This window comes from Providencia sp. TYF-12 (assembly GCF_041344805.1).
Lineage (GTDB): Bacteria > Pseudomonadota > Gammaproteobacteria > Enterobacterales > Enterobacteriaceae > Providencia > Providencia huashanensis.
This window is the reverse complement of sequence record NZ_CP166833.1, coordinates 2,824,089-2,838,691: the sequence shown is the minus strand read 5'-3', so window position 1 is coordinate 2,838,691 and position 14,603 is coordinate 2,824,089. Positions and strand designations below refer to the sequence as shown.

The 14,603-nt window shown below is 41.3% G+C and carries 16 protein-coding genes and 1 other annotated feature; of the genes, 8 read left to right on the top strand and 8 right to left on the bottom strand.

Annotated elements, in window-relative coordinates; all coding sequences use genetic code 11:
* Window positions 1-145 precede the first annotated feature (145 nt).
* The 7 genes from infC to ABE954_RS12870 all read left to right on the top strand — a co-directional run bounded on the left by infC (window position 146) and on the right by ABE954_RS12870 (window position 6,568).
* On the top strand, window positions 146-685 hold the full coding sequence (infC, locus tag ABE954_RS12900; protein ID WP_071548019.1) for a translation initiation factor IF-3: 540 nt from the start codon (window positions 146-148) through the stop codon (window positions 683-685).
* 81 nt (window positions 686-766) lie between these two features.
* Entirely contained in the window at window positions 767-964 is a 198-nt protein-coding gene (rpmI, locus tag ABE954_RS12895) for a 50S ribosomal protein L35 (protein WP_004263702.1), read from the top strand.
* A 45-nt stretch (window positions 965-1,009) separates the two neighbouring features.
* The gene (rplT, locus tag ABE954_RS12890) at window positions 1,010-1,366 is read left to right on the top strand and encodes a 50S ribosomal protein L20 (RefSeq protein ID WP_042844069.1); all 357 of its coding nucleotides are present in this window, start codon (window positions 1,010-1,012) and stop codon (window positions 1,364-1,366) included.
* 87 nt (window positions 1,367-1,453) lie between these two features.
* Window positions 1,454-1,585 (top strand) — a sequence feature (Phe leader region).
* A 120-nt stretch (window positions 1,586-1,705) separates the two neighbouring features.
* A complete protein-coding gene (gene pheS / locus ABE954_RS12885; protein WP_048606990.1) occupies window positions 1,706-2,689 on the top strand; it encodes a phenylalanine--tRNA ligase subunit alpha in 984 nt (327 codons plus the stop codon).
* Window positions 2,690-2,703: 14 nt separating this feature from the next.
* The gene (gene pheT / locus ABE954_RS12880) at window positions 2,704-5,091 is read left to right on the top strand and encodes a phenylalanine--tRNA ligase subunit beta (RefSeq protein ID WP_129465830.1); all 2,388 of its coding nucleotides are present in this window, start codon (window positions 2,704-2,706) and stop codon (window positions 5,089-5,091) included.
* 4 nt (window positions 5,092-5,095) lie between these two features.
* Window positions 5,096-5,392: an integration host factor subunit alpha gene (ihfA, locus tag ABE954_RS12875; RefSeq protein ID WP_004263721.1), complete on the top strand. Its 297-nt coding sequence runs from the start codon at window positions 5,096-5,098 to the stop codon at window positions 5,390-5,392.
* 288 nt (window positions 5,393-5,680) lie between these two features.
* Window positions 5,681-6,568: a hypothetical protein gene (locus ABE954_RS12870; protein ID WP_166687178.1), complete on the top strand. Its 888-nt coding sequence runs from the start codon at window positions 5,681-5,683 to the stop codon at window positions 6,566-6,568.
* 77 nt (window positions 6,569-6,645) lie between these two features.
* Here the strand turns inward: ABE954_RS12870 and ABE954_RS12865 are convergent, their stop codons facing one another.
* The 8 genes from ABE954_RS12865 to ABE954_RS12830 all read right to left on the bottom strand — a co-directional run bounded on the left by ABE954_RS12865 (window position 6,646) and on the right by ABE954_RS12830 (window position 12,855).
* The gene (locus ABE954_RS12865; RefSeq protein ID WP_166687179.1) at window positions 6,646-6,876 is read right to left on the bottom strand and encodes an ogr/Delta-like zinc finger family protein; all 231 of its coding nucleotides are present in this window, start codon (window positions 6,874-6,876) and stop codon (window positions 6,646-6,648) included.
* 71 nt (window positions 6,877-6,947) lie between these two features.
* Window positions 6,948-8,054: a phage late control D family protein gene (locus ABE954_RS12860; RefSeq protein ID WP_371025478.1), complete on the bottom strand. Its 1,107-nt coding sequence runs from the start codon at window positions 8,052-8,054 to the stop codon at window positions 6,948-6,950.
* Window positions 8,051-8,497, bottom strand: coding sequence for a phage tail protein (locus ABE954_RS12855; RefSeq protein ID WP_240133214.1), 447 nt, complete (start codon window positions 8,495-8,497; stop codon window positions 8,051-8,053). The genes ABE954_RS12860 and ABE954_RS12855 overlap by 4 nt, the downstream gene beginning before the upstream one ends.
* 75 nt (window positions 8,498-8,572) lie before the next feature.
* Entirely contained in the window at window positions 8,573-10,720 is a 2,148-nt protein-coding gene (locus tag ABE954_RS12850; RefSeq protein WP_371025477.1) for a phage tail tape measure protein, read from the bottom strand.
* Complete coding sequence (locus ABE954_RS12845) at window positions 10,713-10,832, bottom strand: GpE family phage tail protein (protein WP_036962273.1); 120 nt, start codon at window positions 10,830-10,832, stop codon at window positions 10,713-10,715. Before ABE954_RS12845 ends, ABE954_RS12850 begins: the two co-directional genes overlap by 8 nt.
* A 14-nt stretch (window positions 10,833-10,846) precedes the next feature.
* Window positions 10,847-11,155, bottom strand: a complete 309-nt coding sequence (locus ABE954_RS12840) for a phage tail assembly protein (protein ID WP_036962040.1) — start codon at window positions 11,153-11,155, stop codon at window positions 10,847-10,849.
* Window positions 11,156-11,164: 9 nt separating this feature from the next.
* A complete protein-coding gene (locus ABE954_RS12835; RefSeq protein ID WP_036962042.1) occupies window positions 11,165-11,680 on the bottom strand; it encodes a phage major tail tube protein in 516 nt (171 codons plus the stop codon).
* Window positions 11,681-11,682: 2 nt separating this feature from the next.
* Window positions 11,683-12,855, bottom strand: a complete 1,173-nt coding sequence (locus ABE954_RS12830; protein ID WP_371025476.1) for a phage tail sheath protein — start codon at window positions 12,853-12,855, stop codon at window positions 11,683-11,685.
* A gap of 211 nt (window positions 12,856-13,066) precedes the next feature.
* On the opposite strand from ABE954_RS12830, the gene ABE954_RS12825 reads away from it, so the two are divergent.
* A complete protein-coding gene (locus ABE954_RS12825; RefSeq protein ID WP_166687184.1) occupies window positions 13,067-14,578 on the top strand; it encodes a phosphoethanolamine transferase in 1,512 nt (503 codons plus the stop codon).
* Window positions 14,579-14,603: the final 25 nt, after the last annotated feature.

Here is a 14,603-nt window from a genome sequence, read left to right as displayed (position 1 = left end):
CGCGGTCGAATCGCTTTGTCAGTTTTTTAATAATAAGCAGACAAGCCAAAGAATCTTGTACGCAGATGTTGTATTAAGCAATAATAGTTCTGCGTATTGCTTTAGAGAGTATGCAAATCTCTTTATCCAGTTGGAGGAATGAAGTATTAAAGGCGGAAAAAGAATCCCAACAACACGTCCAAATCGTATTAACGATGAAATCCGTGTTCCTGAAGTCCGTTTAACAGGTTTAGACGGTGAACAGTTAGGCATTATGAGCGCACGCGAAGCGCTTGAAAAAGCTGAAGAAGCAGGTGTAGATCTTGTGGAAATCAGCCCAAATGCTGAACCGCCAGTTTGTCGTATCATGGATTACGGCAAATTCCTTTATGAGAAGAGCAAATCTCAAAAAGAACAGAAAAAGAAACAAAAAGTTGTTCAGGTGAAGGAAATTAAATTCCGCCCTGGTACAGATGAAGGTGATTATCAGGTCAAACTACGCAACCTGGTTCGCTTTCTAGAAGATGGTGACAAAGCTAAAGTTACGCTGCGTTTTCGTGGTCGTGAAATGGCTCACCAACAGATTGGTCTGGAAGTGCTTAATCGCATCAAAGCTGATCTGGAAGAACTGGCGTCAGTGGAGTCATTCCCTTCAAGAATTGAAGGACGTCAGATGATTATGGTGTTGGCACCGAAGAAGAAATAATTAGGCCTTGCAAGTAATAGCGAAAGTTATTCGCCTAATTAATTCGTAGTTTATCACAATGCGAAGTTGGAAATAAAAGAAATGCCAAAGATTAAAACTGTACGTGGCGCAGCAAAGCGCTTTAAAAAAACTGCAGGCGGTGGCTTTAAGCGCAAGCATGCAAACCTTCGTCATATCCTGACTAAAAAGTCAACTAAGCGTAAACGCCATTTACGTCCGAAAGGAATGGTATCTAAGGGCGATCTGGGTCTGGTAGTAGCCTGCCTGCCTTACGCATAAGTAAACAATTTAGTTAATTAAGATAAAAGACGATAGGAGATAGCTATGGCTCGCGCAAAACGTGGTGTAATCGCCCGTGCACGTCACAAAAAAATTCTGAAGCAGGCGAAAGGTTACTATGGTGCACGTTCACGTGTTTACCGCGTAGCGTTTCAGGCGGTAATCAAAGCTGGTCAATACGCTTACCGTGACCGCCGTCAACGTAAACGTCAGTTCCGTCAACTGTGGATCGCGCGTATTAACGCAGCGGCTCGTCAGAACGGTCTGTCTTATAGCCGTTTCATCAATGGCTTGAAAAAAGCTTCGATTGAAATCGACCGTAAGATCTTAGCAGACATCGCAGTTTTCGATAAAGCAGCATTCACTGCTTTAGTTGAAAAAGCAAAAAGCGCTTTAGCTTAATTGTTTGCTTGAAGAGAGGAAGGTAACTTCCTCTTTTCATTTATAACTATTTGTGTTAATACTTTAATAGCCCATTTTTTGAGAAATCATTGCATGTGTTTTGTTATTTTTCGTTTCTTTTTTTACTTTAGCACCTGATTCTCGGGGGCTTTTGCGCGTAAAGATAGAAAGAATAAACGAAAAGTTACGCTAAAGCCTCCTTAGGGAGGCTTTTTTGTTTCTGGTTTAGGATTAAATACAGTAAAATCAGTTAACTACCCCGCCATCTTAAATGGAATGTGGGTTTAATAATTTAGTGAATAACTAGCAAAAAGACCGAGTGGTCATAAAGGGGAAACAATGCCACATCTCGCTGAGTTGGTTGCACAGGCAAAAGCAGCCATTGAACAGGCCCAAGATGTTGCTACGTTGGAGTCAGTGCGTGTTGAATTTTTAGGCAAAAGCGGCCACTTCACACTACAGATGAAAACGTTGCGTGATCTGCCTGCCGATGAACGTCCAGCAGCAGGGGCCGTAATAAATGAAGCCAAAGTACAGGTTCAAGATGCACTAAACGCCCGTAAAGATGCCATGCAAGCTGAGATCCTCAATGCGCGTCTCGCTTCAGAAAAAGTGGATGTATCATTACCTGGGCGTCGTATGGAAAACGGTGGACTACATCCAGTGACCCGCACGATCCAGCGAATTGAAGAATTTTTTGGTGAATTAGGTTTCTCTGTTGAGACTGGCCCTGAAATTGAAGATGACTATCATAACTTTGATGCGCTAAACATTCCTGCTCACCACCCAGCACGTGCAGATCATGATACTTTTTGGTTTGATGCTAAGCGTTTGTTACGTACCCAAACCTCTGGGGTACAAATTCGTACTATGAATGGTCAACAACCTCCAATTCGTATCATTGCACCAGGTCGTGTATATCGTAACGACTATGACCAAACACATACTCCAATGTTCCACCAAACAGAAGGTCTGATTGTTGATAAAGACATCAGCTTTACTAATTTAAAAGGCACATTGCATGACTTCCTGAATAACTTTTTTGAAGAAGAAGTACAGGTACGTTTTCGCCCATCATATTTCCCATTCACAGAACCTTCAGCTGAAGTTGATGTCATGGGGAAAAATGGTAAATGGCTAGAAGTGTTAGGTTGTGGCATGGTACACCCGAATGTACTTCGCAATGTTGGGATTGACCCAGAGGTCTACTCAGGTTTTGCATTTGGTATGGGAATGGAACGCTTAACAATGTTGCGTTATGGCGTTTCTGACCTACGTGCATTCTTCGAAAATGATCTTCGTTTCCTCAAACAGTTTAAATAAGGCGGGTTTATCTCATGAAATTCAGTGAACTATGGTTACGCGAATGGGTGAACCCGGCGATCAATAGTGACGCACTATCAGACCAAATCACTATGGCTGGTCTTGAAGTTGATGGGGTTGAAGCTGTTGCTGGTCAATTTCACGGTGTTGTTGTTGGTGAAGTGGTTGAATGTGGTCAACATCCCAATGCAGACAAATTACGTGTTACCAAAGTGAATGTTGGTGGCGATCGCTTATTAGATATTGTCTGTGGTGCTCCAAATTGTCGTCAAGGGTTGAAAGTTGCAGTTGCAACGGTAGGCGCAGAACTGCCGGGTGATTTCAAAATCAAAGCGGCAAAATTACGCGGTGAGCCATCAGAAGGCATGCTGTGTTCTTATTCGGAACTGGGTATTTCTGATGACCATAGCGGGATTATAGAATTACCGTTAGACGCCGTTGTTGGAACCGACATCCGCGAATATTTAAAACTTAATGATAACGCAATTGAAATCAGCATTACGCCAAACCGTGCAGATTGCTTAAGTATTCTTGGTGTGGCTCGTGATGTTGCTGTTATTAATAAATTAGCGCTAACTGAGCCTGCTATCAATGTGGCTCCTGTTACGACTAAAGACACATTTCCTATCCGTGTTGAAGCTCCTAAGGCCTGTCCGCGCTTTTTAGGCCGTGTAATCAAAAATATCGATGTGTCTGCACCGACACCGATGTGGATGAAAGAAAAGCTGCGTCGTGGTGGTGTGCGTTCTATCGATGCTGTTGTTGATATTACCAACTATGTATTACTAGAACTAGGGCAACCTCAGCATGCGTATGACTTAGACCGTTTAGATGGCGCTATTGTTGTACGTATGGCAAAAGAAGAGGAAAAACTGGTTCTTCTTGATGGTAGTGAAGCCACATTGAAACCAGATACACTTGTTATTGCTGATGAATCTAAAGCATTGGGAATTGCGGGTATTTTTGGTGGTGAACATTCAGGTGTTAATGCTGAGACGAAAAATATCCTGCTAGAGTGTGCATTTTTCGACCCTCTATCAATCACAGGTCGCGCACGTAATTACGGCTTGCATACTGATGCCTCTCACCGTTTTGAGCGTGGTGTTGATCCACAACTACAATTTAAAGCTATTGAACGTGCGACAGCGTTAATCGTTGAAATTTGTGGTGGTGAAGTCGGCGAAATTATTGATGCTACGAGTGAGCAACACTTACCAAAAGCAGCCAATATTAAGCTGACGCGCAATAAATTAGACCGTTTGATTGGCCATGTTATTGAAGATGAATTAGTTACCGACATTTTAACACGTTTAGGTTGCCAAGTCGTGGTTTCAGCAGGGTGTTGGGATGTAGTGGCACCAAGCTGGCGTTTCGATATGCAAATCGAAGAGGACTTAGTAGAAGAGGTCGCACGTGTTTATGGCTACAACAATATTCCTGATGTGCCGTTACGCGCCGATCTGGTTATGACTAATCATAAAGAAGCTAACTTACCATTAAAACGTCTTAAAGCGATGTTAGTTGACCGTGGATATCAAGAAGCGATTACGTATAGCTTTGTGGACCCGAAAGTTCAGGCATTATTGCACCCACAACAAGATGCATTAATGTTGCCGAACCCAATTTCTGCGGATATGTCGGCGATGCGTTTGTCTCTATGGACTGGTTTATTGACAACGGTTGTCTATAATCAAAATCGTCAACAAAATAGAATTCGTTTATTTGAAACAGGTCTACGCTTTATTCCTGATAATCAAGCAGAATATGGAATTCGCCAAGAACCTATGTTGGCGGGGGTCATTACAGGTAACAGATTTGAAGAACATTGGTCATTAGATAAACAAGTTGTTGACTTCTTTGACTTAAAAGGTGATCTTGAAGCTGTTTTTGAATTGACTGGGAAACTAAATCAAATTACATTTAAATCTGAGGCACATCCTGCATTGCATCCAGGTCAAAGTGCTGGGATTTATCTGGAAAATGAACACATTGGCTTTATTGGTGTGGTTCATCCAGAATTAGAACGTAAACTCGATTTAAATGGTCGTACGGTGGTGTTTGAGGTTCGTAGTGATGCGATAGCACAACGTGTCATCCCTGAAGCTAAGGCGATTTCACGCTATCCGTCGAACCGCCGTGACATCGCTGTGGTCGTGCCAGAACATGTAGCTGCTGCAGAAGTTTTAGCAGAGTGTAAAAAAGTTGGCATAAATCATATAGTTGGCATAAACTTATTTGATGTGTATTGTGGTGAGGGAATAGCAGAGGGTTATAAGAGCCTAGCTATCAGTCTTATCTTCCAAGATACTCAACGTACGATGGAAGAAGAAGAGATTACCGCGACCGTTGATCTGTGTGTTGCTGCGTTAAAACAGCGATTCCAAGCCTCCTTGAGGGACTAAACCTATGGCGCTTACTAAAGCTGAAATGTCAGAAAATTTGTTTGAAAAACTGGGTGTTAGCAAACGTGATGCTAAAGACCTTGTCGAAACTTTCTTTGAAGAGGTTCGCCTTTCCTTAGAAAATGGTGAGCAAGTAAAATTATCTGGATTCGGTAACTTTGATTTACGTGATAAAAATCAACGTCCCGGACGTAACCCAAAAACTGGGGAAGATATTCCAATTACTGCACGCCGTGTTGTTACTTTCCGTCCAGGCCAAAAATTAAAAAGCCGCGTGGAAAAAGCAACACCTAAAGAGTAATCATATCAATTGATATAGAAAAGACCGCCTAGGCGGTCTTTTGTTTATCTATAATCGCATGTTTTATAAAAGGATTTATAAAACATCATCCACATTACATCCACATGTAACCCACCTTTAGCATTAGCCCCTTGCAATAAGGGGCTTTACTTATCGTTTAAAGCTATCTCTAAATTCAAAATGCATGTTTAATCGAACCAATGAAATGGCAATAAACAAGTAGTATTTATATTTACAGTAAGTATATTAGTTAGCATGCACATCAATATAAGATAAGGAAATATAATAATGCTTTCGTTTCAGATTAGTAGACCAGTTGTTTTGATGGATATATGTACTATTTCATATATTAAGGATAGAAAAAAAATTAAAGGGGGACAAGATCAAAGAAAACAAGAGCGATTAAGACAATTGAAGGTTCTTGTCGATCGTGGTTATCGTTTTTCATTTCTATTAGCTATCTTAGAAAAAGGAACAGATCGTAACCATCCTTTAAATTGCGATCAATTGCTAGAACGATTTAAAAGAGATTATGATTTAATCGTTGATTTTATTGGAAAAAACAATATTGTTGAATCCATTCAAGCACTGGACCAACTTATACCTATATTTATGGATGAAACATATTCTAAGGATGAGAGAGCTGAACTTTCAATACCATCAAGTATTAAATTATTAGAGTTTTATAACGATATGAAAATATCAAGTACACCTTCCGCTAAGGAACGATTTGATTTAGCAGTAAAAATCACTACTGAAGGGAAAACATTAGGATTAGTTAAGGGGTATCCTCCAATATCGATTTGTGTATCTGCTATCTATGGGTGTGAAGATGCCAGAAAAGTACTAAAAATTAAAAAAGATGGTAGTAAGTTTAATCCAAGCAATTGTTTAGGTGACATTATGTCATTTTATAGAGTTGCTGAGGCCACATACCGAATTAAAGAATTTCTTCCAGATGCAAAAGTTATATATAGGACAGAGGATGAAGCACTTGAAAATCTTCATAAATATTTAATAACAACGGTAAAAAGTAAGATAGATAATACATCTGCTATGAATATTATTTGTACTAATCCAGAAAAATTATTTCCGACTTTATTTAAAAATGAAAAATGTATAAATCAAACTGAACTTGATAGTATTTATGAGTTGTTAGATTTTAAAGTGAATTAAATTGCCGAAGCTAAGATAATTGGCTAAATATCTCGCAAAAGGTATATTTTCAATTATCTTAACTATTTAATTATAGTTTATGAGTTAAATTTTAATTCTAAAGTTTCTTGTTTATCTCGATTGATATGTGATTTCACGGCATCTACTTCTCCCGGCTTACTAATAAATCGTGCTACTGATTCGTGGCTAATGAACGTTGCACTACAATTAATATTTTGGCACTGGTTATAGCGTTCTTTGGTTTCGGATGAGACTTGATAGGAACTACGTGTATGTGCAGAGTGACCGCATTCAGGACAATTCATCATGATTATGTATCCTTTGTCATGATGTTGATGTTATGTAAATTATATCATGTATATCCATACAGTCTAAAAAATTATTCGTCAGCCATATCTAAATCCGAAATTTTCACCTCTAACTCTAATGCGGTTGTAAAACCACTGTCATTCAGTGAATGAACGACTCGCGTTAATGTCCAGTCCGCGTTATCAATTTCGGGCTTGAACCCGCTCACGGTGATGGGCATTTCAGGGTAGAGATCTGCACGGCCAACCGCGAGTTGAATCGAAAATGACGCAACACCACGTTGGATTTTTTCCCATTGGGCTTTAGCTGCTCGGGCTGCATTTTCTTTAGTGGCGTAAGTATGGGAAAGCGTCAGGACATTCCCTTGTTCACCTGCTAAATATTCCCCTTGTTTTTCTTTAGGTTCTGTTGGCTTTACAGGTTTAGCTGGCTTTTTACTTTTTCGTTTTCGCTTTACAGTGACTTCTTTTTTCTTTTTGGGCTCGCGGGTGTTTAGCCAATTAGCCACAACGCCAGTGTATGCGCCGCGGTCTGCCAGTGAAAAGCGGTGTCCATCACCCACTGAACGGGTGATATGCATCGTTTGAATGGGCTGGCCTGTGGCGGTTAAGCCTTGGCCTTGTTTCATAAACAGTAAATTACCATTTTTAACTGCAACGATTGCCCCCTCTGATTTCGCTACTCGTGTTAAAAATGAGCCGTCCGATTCGTTGGTTTGGTCGATATGAGCGAGTTTAATTTTATCTAATTTTTCATCAATAACCGCCTTTAACTTATTGCGTTCCGCCAAGGTGCGGACAATATCGCCCAACGATTTTTGATGGTAAGACTGCTCACGCTTGACGTTTAAAGTGTCGCGAAAGTCCGCACTACGACCACGGATCGTGAGCTTATCTGGCACGCCGCTATGTTCAACCTCATCAACTGTAAATGTTCCTTTGTAAATCAACGGTGAATTTTTCCAGCCAAGGTGTAATGACAGGGTTTCACCTCGCTTGGGTAAGGCGAGTTGTCCGTCGCTATCATCCAGCTCAATATCTAATTGGTCAGCTTCAAAACCGCGATTGTCCGTCATGGTTAATGACATTAAACGCCCTTGAATTTGAGCATTAATATTTTCACCGCCCGCCGCGAGGGCGAAAGCTGGGGTTAGCTCGTCTTTGGTTAAAAAACTCATAATGGCAACGCCCCACGGATATCATTTAATTGTTGGTTTAAATCCCCAAACATTTCAGACAGTGATTCATCCGTGCGTTTTAATTTCAGCGTAAAATCAATTTTTCTGGCCGAGCCATCATCAAAAAAAATACTTTTCGATTGGGTGATTTCTTCAATCACAAACATACCGTAAATAGTGCCTGAGCCATCAATCAGTGACCATGCTTTTCCCGTTTCTGCCATTTGCTCTAATACCAGTAATGACAGCCTGCCGCCAGTCAGTGACGGAAATAATGAGCCGCTTAATGTGATATCGTCATTATCAAGGCCGATAAATTGAACTGCGGGGCGTTTGCCGACACGATTATTCACGCCATAACGGTATTTTTGGTTAATTTGCATCATTTGGTAAGGCGTTGTATTGAGTTGAAAAACGAACAAGCCCAGCGCTGCCATTGCCATAATTAATACTCCTCACTGTCTTGGTAGCGGCTTAACTGCCTTGCCTGTGTTTGTCGCTGACGTTGCTCTAGTTGTCTAGCCACTTCTCTTGCAATATCGTTTGCTGACTGGTTCGGTAGTGGGCAATCCTTTCACATCTGCGACAATCTGCTCCCATTTGTCTGAAATGGTTTTCTTAACTAACACCCACATACGAGAAGTGATAGCGACAATCTCATCCCAGTGCTGATAAACCAGCCCGACAAGCCCCCAATTCAGCACATAGGATTTAACCCCCTCCCAAAATTGGGAAAATATCTCTGTCACTCTGTTCCATAATTTTTTTGCGTACGGAACGATATCATCCCAATATTCATAAATCAGGTAAGCCGCACCAGCGATAGCCGTGATAATTAAGATAATCGGGTTAGCTAATAGGGCTTTACCGAGCATCATAAATGCCGTTCCAATTAACTTAATAGGCTTAATCAGTAATGAGAGAAAACCACTACCTTTGATACCTAAAACGGACAGACTTAATTTCGCCATGGCGAGTGGTCCAATTAATGCCGCAATCATCAATGTGATACCGCCACCAACGGCCAGCACGGCTCCTAATCCCAACGTGATCATGGTGATTTGTTTAACCAGTTCAGGGTTTTTCTTTGCCCATTGGCCAAACTTCGAAATGAGGTCTGTGACTCGTTTAGTGATATCCCGCAAAGGGCTATCTGCACCGCCAAAAATTTGTATTCCTACATCTTCATAAGCTGAGGTTAAGTTTTTTAAGTCGCCATCAAGGTTATCTGTCATGGTTTTGGCGACTTTTTCCGCTTCCCCTTTGGCGGCTTTAACTTCAGCAATTAAAGTTTGTAATTGCCCGCTTCCTGCTTGGTCAACAAGTACCGTTAGGGCTGCAAATGCCTCTTCGCCAGCAATGTGCTTGAATAATCCCGCACGTTCTGCATTACCCATTTTTTTGGTTTTTTTATCTAGTTCAACAAGTATATCTGTAAATTCACGCAAGTTACCTTTTGAATCACGAGTTTTAATTTTCAGTTTATCAAGGGCTTCGCCGGCCATTTTGGGTGGTTCAGCCAAACGACCTAAAATAGATTTTAATCCTGTACCCGCCATGCTAGCCTGAATACCCGCATCACCCAGCTTTCCCGCGGCTGCGGCTGCTGTTTCTATATCAACACCAAGACCTGATGCCACTGGTGCTACATATTTCATGGTGTCGCCGAGCATCGTGAGATTGACGTTTGAACGGGTAAAGGTGGCAACAAGGGCATCACTGACACGGTTCATTTCATTCGAATTCAGCTTAAAGCCGGTCAAGATGTTGGAACCAATATCAGCCGTGGTGGCCAAGTCGATATCACCGGCTAATGACATGGATAAAGTACCGGACATGGCATTTTTAATTTGTTCTGGCTTAAAACCAGCCATGGCATAGAACGCTTGGCCTTGTGCAACTTCATTAGCGGTGAATGCGGTTGTTGCCCCAAGGTCTCGCGCTTGCTCCCTTAACATCTTGTAGTCGTCGGAATTTTTATCAAGGCGGGTTAAGGCTTGCACTTTCGACATGCCGATTTCAAAATCATAGCCTGGTACTAAGACTTTTTTAGCCGCATAACCTAGCCCCACACCGGATGCAAGCATACCCGCGCCGCTACCGGCCATTTTATTACGTACTCCCATGGCATTTTGATAGCTATTTTTTGCCGCAGACATGCGCTTTTCTTGGTTGGCCACCCGTTTTAGTTGCTGCTCTTGTTGCTGTAATCGCCGGCTTGTGCTGGCAATGTCGCTATTTAATTTTACTTGGGCTTGGCTTAGCTGGCGTGTTGAAATACCACTGCCTTTTAGGGCTTCCCGTTGGCGCTGCAATGAGGCACTCAGTGTGCCGGTTTCAGCTTTGAGTTTTGCGGCCGCCGCTTTTGCGCGGTCAAGCTCCCGTGATTGAGCTTTCGTGGGGTTTTGAACGGTGGATAATTCACGTGCGAGCCGGCTAACTTTGGCGGTAGCCTGTTGATACACTTGACTGGCACTATCAAGGGATTGCTTGGTTTTCTTAAACCCGTCAATTTGCTTGGCTTGGTTGTTGAGCTCTTTGAGTTGTTGTTTAGATTGGCGGAGGGTTTCCGCCAATTTTTTATTTGACGCTTGGGCGCTCTTAAACGGTTTCGTAAATTTATCGACGGCGCTTAAAATCACCCGTAAACGTAAATCTTTACTCATCTTCTACACCGCTACGTTTAAGGGCGTGATAACGCCATTCTAATAATTCGGTTAGGGAAAATTCATCGGTGACAGCGGGTGACCAGTGAAAAATAGTGGCAATATCTGCCACTAAATCATTGACGGTTAATCGTTCTGGAAATCCATAGTCACCGACTTCGGTAACAAAAAAAGCACGAGCTCTTTGGTTAAATTCAGCATATCCGCAGGGTTCATCATGATTAATTCGGGTTTCGTCAATGCCGGTGCGGTGACGCGGGGTAATACCAACATTGCCGAATCCACATCCATTTCCATCAGTGCGGCTAAGCGAACACCACGCAATGCACCAGAATTGGGTTTACGTACCACAATCTCTGTTACTGTGGTTGTTCCTCGCGTGATAGGCTCATCTAGCGTGACGGTGATTTGATTTTTTTCTACTGGTTCAGTCATTTACTTTTCCTATAAACCTAATGCGGCGCGTTGTTCTTCTAAGCGGTCAACACCATCAACTTTTTCAATCATATTGAGTAAATCAATCTCAATGAGTGTTTCACCATCCCAAATCAGTTTGTAATACGTGGCATTAAAAGGCGCTTTGACTTGGGTGTTTTCACCGGCCTTGCCATTACCGGAGTCAATTTCACTGAATCGACCCCGTAACACGACCTCAACGGCGGTGTATTCTTTGGTATCTTGGCGTTGATAAGCACAATTGAGGCGCAACATCACGCCATCAATTTGAGTGATACCCCATTGCTTATAAAGCTGGGCTTCTAAGCCCCCGAATGTTAATTCGGCTGAGAGCGCATCATCTTCTAACCCCATATCAATTTTGACGCCGCCATTCATGCCGCCGCCGCGATAGGTTTCAAATTTACGGGTGATTTTCGGTAGCGTGATTTCTTCAATACGCCCCATATAACTTTCACCCTCATTGAATAAATTTAAATCTTTAAGTTTGCGTGGTAAGGCCATGATTACCCCTTAATTTTTGAGCCAAAATCCAATAAATAGCGGTCAGTGATACGCTGACGTAACAGTAAGTTTTCCAGTGGGGGTACGGCTGTATAGTCATAATCAATGTATAACTTGCCGCTTTTCAGCTCTTCTTTGGTGTTAACGTCTGGATCGAACCAACATTCCCCCCCCAATAAATAACCCTGCGTTGTCATACTGCGCAGTTTTGCATTGATACTTTCGATAATATCGCGAGCCAGTGAGGGGTTTAGTGCGCCATCAATTGACCAGTCGAGCCCCTCGGCGATGGTGTCGGATAACACTTGCGCAGTGCGGGTGTAGGACTCAAAGGCAAACAACGGATCATCTGAACAAGTACGGGAGCCCCAAAACTTGAAGCCGTTATTGCGAATTAGCGTGGTGATATCGTTTTCGTTAAGTAAGCCGGCATCGGTGGCTGGGTCTTGTAAATCCCATGACACATCGGCAGAAATGCCGGTTACCCCATTAACGCCTACGTTAGACAAGGTTTTATGCCAGCCAATTTCATTATCAATCTTGGCACGTAAACCCAAGGCACACGCGGTGGCGTAGATATTACTCTCTGCATTCGTGACGGTGTCCCAACTTTGGAATTCAGGCCAAATCAACATTAATTCACGTTGATTAAAGTTTTTACGGTAATCAATCGCATCCGAAATGGTTTTACTGCCATAGGCGCTAATATAAGCCATGGCACGCATTTTTTGCGCGATACCGGCGAGCGTTGATGAAACCGCCTGTGTATCATGAGCCGGTACGGCTAGAATGCGAGGTTTAACACCTAAGCGGCCTTGCGCCACGGTTAATGCCTGCAAGCCGGTTTTGCGGCCATCGGGCGTGGTGCCACCAATAATATTGGATGTGGTTTCTGCTTCGCTTTCGCCTTGCTCAACACGCACAACGACGGTAACCGGTTTTGATTGGTTACCGATAGCATCTAGTGAGCGTGCAAGCGTGCCAGTTTCGCCAGCTTTACCTGCTGCATTTTTCACATCTGTAATTAAAACAGGGGTATTGAGTGGAAAGGCTTTTGTGTCTGCATCATCAGCAGTACACACCATTCCGACAATGGCGGTGTTGATGGTACGAATAGGTCGCGTGCCTTCGTTGAGTTCAATCACTCGCACGCCGTGGTGATAATCTTGAGCCATTACTAGCGTCCTCTATTTTGCAATAGCTCAATTTTGGGTTGGGGTTAAGGCAAATGCACGAAATGGGCGTTGTGTGGTACGTGACACAGCTCAATTAATGATAAATTTTTCTGATCATATTAAAGATTCAATTCTATTGTTATGTTTCGTTTACTCCATTTGTGCTACCCTACGCGGCAAAAATTAAGAGTAAATCTTTCAAAAGCGAGTTATGATCCAGAAAATACAACATGTAATTTTAAGTAAAATAATGCTGAAGTTTATCGCATTATTTTTTCTCTTTTCTATATTACACAAGGTAATGGGCTACCCATTCAAGCCACTGTATATCTTTTTTATAAGCATTGGTTTGCTTTATGTGAACAATAGCACCTACCGTTTTGTTGTTTTATTTTTCACCATTTTAGCTGCTATTTATTTACCAGTCGGGTTGATCTACGGCCCCCCTACATATAATACAGTTGCTTCCTTTTATTATACTGACATACAAGAATCACGAGAATTTATATCAAATATAGATAACAAATATTTTATTTATTCTATCTTAATATTCGTTTTTGGAATCTTAGTTAGCTTTATTAAAGCCAATCCGATGAATTATCGTAAAAAGACGATATTAAGTATCGCAATGGTGGTTTTTTTCTTCACTCCCTCAAAATATGCTTTAAGTGGTAAATATGAGAGAGCGGCTAATTCAGGAACACCAGAAACCCGTTTTTTTACAGAACTCATTTATTCTGTATATTCTTTAATCGACGAGATTGAATTATATACAAGTGATGACACTTTTAAGATCACAGAGGTTAATAACCAATATGATACTTACGTGATTATTATTGGTGAAAGTGTCCGAAAAGATTTTATGCAAGAATATGGTTTTAAAATACAAAACACGCCATTTATGAGCTCAATCAATGGGACTTTTTTTACTAACTACATATCTGCGGCGAGTTCGACACAACCGTCTTTAACACATAGCTTATCCTTATATCCTGAAATCGGTAATAATATCATTACATTAGCTAGCAAAGCAGGTTTCGATACTTATTGGTTATCTAATCAAGGATTTGTTGGTGAATATGATGGTTCAGTTGCCGCTATAGGACGAAGGGCAAATAATAGCTTCTTTGTTAAGAGAGGAAGCTCAGATGATAAATTAGTCTCTCCAGACGGTGCTTTATTACCTGAATTTAAATTGGCGCTGGAATCACAAAAACCCAAAAAACTTATTGTTGTTCATCTTATGGGAAGTCATACGCCATTTTGTACCAGAACAGAGGAGCAGTATGACCATTTTTATCAGAATAAAAAATTCTCTTGTTATGTCCAAAGCATAAAAAACACAGATAAATTGTTATCAGAAATATATTCTGATTTAAGTAAAACCAAGTCAAAATGGTCAATGATGTATTTTTCTGATCATGCGTTATCTTTAACATATGACAAAAATGAATTGGCACATAGTGATAAATACAAACAGAACTATGAAGTGCCTTTTTTCATCACATCTTATAATTCTAAGCATAAAGAAATGATAAATAGTCGTCGTAGTGGGCTCAATTTCATGTCTTTATTTTCACAGTGGACAGGAATAAAAGAAAGTAACATTGAGAGTCATTGCAATATGTTGTCTGAAAATGACTGCCCTAACCAAAATAGAGTAATTGATTTTAATAGAAATCATCTCATGTTTGATGATTTACCCGATGATTATTCCAAATAAAAATAAAATGGGATGCCTTCACTTA

Bases quoted from the DNA above. Each gene is read 5' to 3' on its own strand.
- ABE954_RS12835 (WP_036962042.1), bottom strand. From the start codon at position 11,680: ATGGCCTTACCACGCAAACTTAAAGATTTAAATTTATTCAATGAGGGT.
- ABE954_RS12860 (WP_371025478.1), bottom strand. From the start codon at position 8,054: ATGAGTTTTTTAACCAAAGACGAGCTAACCCCAGCTTTCGCCCTCGCG.
- pheS (WP_048606990.1), top strand. From the start codon at position 1,706: ATGCCACATCTCGCTGAGTTGGTTGCACAGGCAAAAGCAGCCATTGAA.
- pheT (WP_129465830.1), top strand. From the start codon at position 2,704: ATGAAATTCAGTGAACTATGGTTACGCGAATGGGTGAACCCGGCGATC.
- ABE954_RS12850 (WP_371025477.1), bottom strand. From the start codon at position 10,720: ATGAGTAAAGATTTACGTTTACGGGTGATTTTAAGCGCCGTCGATAAA.
- ABE954_RS12830 (WP_371025476.1), bottom strand. From the start codon at position 12,855: ATGGCTCAAGATTATCACCACGGCGTGCGAGTGATTGAACTCAACGAA.
- ABE954_RS12865 (WP_166687179.1), bottom strand. From the start codon at position 6,876: ATGATGAATTGTCCTGAATGCGGTCACTCTGCACATACACGTAGTTCC.
- ihfA (WP_004263721.1), top strand. From the start codon at position 5,096: ATGGCGCTTACTAAAGCTGAAATGTCAGAAAATTTGTTTGAAAAACTG.
- ABE954_RS12855 (WP_240133214.1), bottom strand. From the start codon at position 8,497: ATGGCAATGGCAGCGCTGGGCTTGTTCGTTTTTCAACTCAATACAACG.
- ABE954_RS12825 (WP_166687184.1), top strand. From the start codon at position 13,067: ATGATCCAGAAAATACAACATGTAATTTTAAGTAAAATAATGCTGAAG.
- rpmI (WP_004263702.1), top strand. From the start codon at position 767: ATGCCAAAGATTAAAACTGTACGTGGCGCAGCAAAGCGCTTTAAAAAA.
- ABE954_RS12840 (WP_036962040.1), bottom strand. From the start codon at position 11,155: ATGACTGAACCAGTAGAAAAAAATCAAATCACCGTCACGCTAGATGAG.
- rplT (WP_042844069.1), top strand. From the start codon at position 1,010: ATGGCTCGCGCAAAACGTGGTGTAATCGCCCGTGCACGTCACAAAAAA.
- ABE954_RS12870 (WP_166687178.1), top strand. From the start codon at position 5,681: ATGCTTTCGTTTCAGATTAGTAGACCAGTTGTTTTGATGGATATATGT.